The following is a 4,575-nucleotide window of genomic DNA, read 5'->3' as shown; positions in this document are numbered from 1 at the left end:
ATATTTTTGAACCCATTGATACAATAGTCTATCTTGAATACCGGCCTCGATTGCCACTGACACACAGGATTTCCCGGACATTACTTGGGATACTAGTTCTAGCCGTTCTTCTGGTGTCCAGTTCCTATTGAAATTTCTGTGTTTCAGTGCTTCTGGACCGCGGCTATCCTCTGTTCTTACCCATAGTCTCACTTTATCTCGAAAGGATTTATCGCTAATACCTTCTGGCGTTTCTGGCCATTTTCCTTCTCGATACATTTCTACACATTTCCTTTTATACTCATATGTGTACCGCATAATAATACCCCCTCTACTGGGTGTCCAGTAAAGGGGGTACATATCACTTATCGAGCAGCTTCACAACCTCGTCAATTTTTTCCTTACGGGCCTGCTCATCCCCCGTTTCAAAGGCCGCCTGCACACAGCCTGCCAAATGGGCGCGCAGCACCTCACGCTGCGCCTTGTGCACCAACGATTCGACCGCCTGCAGCTGTGTAACGATATCCATGCAGTACCGGTCATCCTCAATCATTTTCAGCACGCCATCCATCTGTCCGCGCGCTGTGCGCAGCAACGGATCGACCTTTTTCCGATCTGCCTTCATGACAGACCAACCACCTGATAGCCCGCCTGCTCCACTGCTGCGCGCAGCTGCTCGTCTGCCGGCAGCGCTGCCGCCTGCACGGTTGCCGTTCCGCTTTGCAGATCCACCGCAGCTTCCACACCCGGCAGCGCTTCCAGTGCTTTTTTCACATGTGCAACACAGTGTTCACACATCATACCTTCAATTTTGATTACCTTTTTCATGTTTGCTGCCTCCTTTGGCATAACAATATAGTCACCCTTCCGGGTTTCCGGACGGGGTGTGCCCTGGAAAAACTTCAGCCGCAGCGCATTGGACACCACACAAACCGAGCTGAGGCTCATCGCCGCCGCGCCGATCATCGGACTAAGCCCGATATGCAGCGGCAGCCACAGAACCCCTGCCGCAATCGGGATACCGATGCAGTTATAGAAAAATGCCCAAAACAGGTTCTGCCGGATATTGCGCATGGTCTGCCGCGACAGCCGGATCGCATCCACCGCATCCATCAAGTCGCTCTTCATCAGCACCACATCTGCCGATGAGATCGCCACATCCGTACCGGCTCCGATGGCGATGCCCACATCCGCGCGGGCCAGCGCCGGCGCATCGTTGATACCGTCGCCGATCATAGCAACCTTTTTGCCCTGTGCCTGCTTTTCCCGCACCACGCGTTCCTTATCCTGCGGCAGCACCTCTGCCGCCACATGGTCAATTCCCAGTTCCGCGGCGATGCTCTCTGCAGTGGCGCGGTTATCCCCGGTCAGCAGCGTTACCTCAACATGCAGGTTTTGCAGCGCCTCAACTGCCGCGCGGCTGCTCGGCTTGAGCACATCCGCCACCGCAAAAATACCGACCACCTGCCGGTTCGCCGCAAAATAAAGCGGCGTTTTGCCTGCTGCAGCCAGATTTTCTCCCATCTGCTGTGCAGAACGCGGCAGCGCCAGACCGCCCGCCAGCAGCATCCGGCGGTTGCCCGCCATGCAAGGTACACCATCTACCTTGGCGCGCACCCCCTGCCCTTCCAGCATCTCAAAATCCGTTACCGTGCGCTCGAGCACATTGCGCTCACGCGCGTACCGCACGATCGCATCCGCCAACGGATGATCGCTGCGCGTCTCCAACGACAAAGCGAGCGACAGCAGGTCATCCGGTGCAACACCAAAGGATTTCACATCGGTTACAACCGTCCGTCCCTCTGTCACAGTACCGGTCTTATCCAAAATCACGCAATCCACATGATGCAGGTTTTCCAATGCCTCTGCCGACTGGAACAGCACACCGTTCTTTGCACCTACACCAGTACCTACCATGATGGCAACCGGTGTTGCCAGCCCCAGCGCACACGGGCAGGAGATGACAAGCACCGCAATCGCCCGCGTCAGCGCAAACGAAGGCGTTTCCCCGTATACCAGCCATACAACCGCAGTAAGCAGCGCGATCCCCATAACGATCGGCACGAAAACCCCGGCAACCTTATCCGCCAGCTTGGCGATCGGCGCTTTAGAGGCGCCCGCTTCCTCCACCAATCGGATGATCTGGCTGAGTGTGGTGTCATCCCCCACACGCGCAGCCTTCATCACAAAGTATCCGCTTTTCACCACCGTGGCGCCGATCACACTGTCACCCGGATGCTTGCCAACCGGCATGCTCTCGCCTGTGATCGCGCTTTCATCCAAAAAGGCGCTGCCCTCGGCCAGTGTACCGTCCACCGGCACGGACTGTCCGCCGCGCACCACAACCAGATCCCCTACGCGCACATCCTCCACCGGGATGGAGACCTCCTGCCCACCGCGCAGCACATTGGCCGTCTGCGGCCGCAGATCCATCAGCGCGGCGATCGCCTCGCCGGTTTTCCGCTTGGCGCGGGCTTCAAAAAATTTACCCAGCGTAACTAAGGTCAGGATCATACCGGCAGATTCAAAATACAGGTCATGCGCATAGCGGTGCACGGTTTCCATATCACCTGCCGCACAGGCATAGCCGATCTGAAACAGGGCGTATACGCCATAAACCAGCGCCGCCCCCGAGCCGACCGCAATCAGCGCATCCATCGTCGGCGCGCGGTGCAGCAGTGTTTTGAAACCATTGCTGTAATATTTGCGGTTGACCACTACGATCGGCAGGGTCAGCAGCATCTGCACCAACGCAAGGGCGAAAGCGTGCTCCGTCCCGCTGACAAACCCCGGCAAAGGCAGGCCGATCATCGGTCCCATGGAAAAATACATCAAAATGATAAGAAACACAGCGGATACCGCAATCCGCCTTTTCATTTCATGCAGTCCGTCCGCAGCCTGCGCACCCGGCGCGGCCGCAGCCGGCCGGCTGCCGTCCTCCGGCGCCGCCGTATACCCACCTTCTTCTACCGCGTGCACGATCGCCTGCGCACTGCACACAGTCTCATCGTACTGCACGGCCATGCTGCCGGCCAGAAGATTAACCTGCACCTCCTGCACGCCCGGCAGTGCCGAAACACTTTTTTCCACATGCGCCGAGCAGGCTGCACAGCTCATGCCGCCGACGCGGAATCTTTGCTTCATATCCCGTTCTCCTTATCCTATTCCGCCCCTCCCCCGGGGAGGGGTATTGTTCTGTTCCGAGTATACGATATCAGCTTGTGTTTGTCAAGCGCTGTTTACTCGCTTCGCGGCAGGCAAAGGCGGCTGCATCCCCTTAGGATACAGCCGCCTTTGCTTCTGCTATCTCATTCCCGGATCGTTGTGGTAAATACCAGTGTTTCCTCCTGCCCCGGATGCAGCAGGCGCACACCCTCTTTTTGTTCAATCGCATGATCCAGATAGCCGCCGTCTGGCAAGGTGCTCCACGGCTCCAGACAAACATACGGTACATCAAACTCCTGATAGGTGCTCCACAAAGCAAAATACGGGAAATCCGCAAAATCCATCGTCACCGTGCGGTTATTTTTCAGGCTGCCAAGCGTCACGCGGCGCACGAGCAGATCGTCCATAATGATCGCATCGTTGCGGAAGGTTTCTCGCGTAATCGGCAGGCAGCCATCTTCCAGCGCAAGGCTGCCGTGCCGCCGGCTCAGCATCACATTTTCATCCGTCAGAATGGGGTGCAGCGCCTCCACCCCTTCAAATGCAACAAAATAATCGGTGATTTTTTCATCCGGTTCCCAGCACAGGGTATAGGCGTCGTGTCCGCCGATCTCATAGTACAGATCGGTGTCGCTGTCATTGGTCACGATATGCTCCTTGCGCAGGGTATCCTCTGTCAGCGTATACCGCACCGTGCAGGAAAAATCCCACGGGTACATCGCCTTGGTCACATCGCTCTGCTGCAGCAGAAACTCCACACAGCAGGCATCCACCTGATTGGCCTGCCACACCAGATCGCGGCCAAAGCCGTGCTGCGTGATCTGATAGGGCTTTCCGCCTACCGTATAGGTTTTATCCTTCAGCCGTCCGACGATCGGGAACAAAATCGGCGCGTGCCGTTTCCATACAGCCGGATCGGCCTGCCACACATACTCCGTGCCGGTCTTTTTGCTGATCCAGCTGCTCAGCTCCGCCCCCTGCTCATTGATCGCTACGCAAAAACGCGCATTCTCCAGTTGATACATCGTCGTTCCTCCCCTGCTGTATTCTGATATTTTTAGCATACCCACTTTCCCCCGAAAAGTCAATCTTGCCGCGCAGGAACTGCAAATCCGCATCTGTGCATCCCACTTGTCCGCCATGCACAGTCTTTCCTCACAATTCTCCTAAATCCTGCTGTTCGGCAATACAATGCAAAAAGCCAGGCGTACTGATCCGCCCCAGTCAAGGTAGACCGGAGAAATAAATAAAATATAGTGCGGTTATGCTCGCCGTTTCCTTTTTCGGGAACGGTGAGCTTGTTTATGCAGCGAACTTTTCTTTGTATTTTTGAATACGCTTATTTTCAGGAATGGGATACAGTGCAGGAGTATCGGAGTTTAATGCCTCCGTGCGGACTTCCATCGGAGTGCGGGTTTCAAAGCGCTCCTG

The 4,575-nt window shown here is 56.1% G+C and carries 4 protein-coding genes; all 4 read right to left on the bottom strand.

The window, feature by feature from the left end; translation table 11 throughout:
- Nucleotides 1-258 (bottom strand): transposase (locus tag T363_RS15790; RefSeq protein WP_242840289.1); only part of this gene is annotated, 258 nt, incomplete at its 3' end.
- An 82-nt stretch (nt 259-340) separates the two neighbouring features.
- Nucleotides 341-604, bottom strand: a complete 264-nt coding sequence (locus tag T363_RS0113560; protein ID WP_031476692.1) for a metal-sensing transcriptional repressor — start codon at nt 602-604, stop codon at nt 341-343.
- Nucleotides 601-3,123 (bottom strand): heavy metal translocating P-type ATPase, encoded by a 2,523-nt coding sequence (locus tag T363_RS0113555; protein ID WP_031476690.1) that lies wholly within the window; start codon nt 3,121-3,123, stop codon nt 601-603. Before T363_RS0113555 ends, T363_RS0113560 begins: the two co-directional genes overlap by 4 nt.
- A 164-nt stretch (nt 3,124-3,287) precedes the next feature.
- On the bottom strand, nt 3,288-4,169 hold the full coding sequence (locus tag T363_RS0113550; RefSeq protein WP_051643302.1) for an aldose 1-epimerase family protein: 882 nt from the start codon (nt 4,167-4,169) through the stop codon (nt 3,288-3,290).
- Between the last annotated feature and the right edge of the window lie 406 nt (nt 4,170-4,575).

Origin of the sequence: Agathobaculum desmolans ATCC 43058, from assembly GCF_000701665.1 — a bacterium.
GTDB classification, from domain to species: Bacteria; Bacillota; Clostridia; order Oscillospirales; family Butyricicoccaceae; genus Agathobaculum; species Agathobaculum desmolans.
The sequence above is the reverse complement of the archived record's forward strand: the minus strand, read 5'-3'. Positions and strand labels throughout refer to the sequence as shown.

Bases quoted from the DNA above. Each gene is read 5' to 3' on its own strand.
- T363_RS0113560 (WP_031476692.1), bottom strand. From the start codon at position 604: ATGAAGGCAGATCGGAAAAAGGTCGATCCGTTGCTGCGCACAGCGCGC.
- T363_RS0113555 (WP_031476690.1), bottom strand. From the start codon at position 3,123: ATGAAGCAAAGATTCCGCGTCGGCGGCATGAGCTGTGCAGCCTGCTCG.
- T363_RS0113550 (WP_051643302.1), bottom strand. From the start codon at position 4,169: ATGTATCAACTGGAGAATGCGCGTTTTTGCGTAGCGATCAATGAGCAG.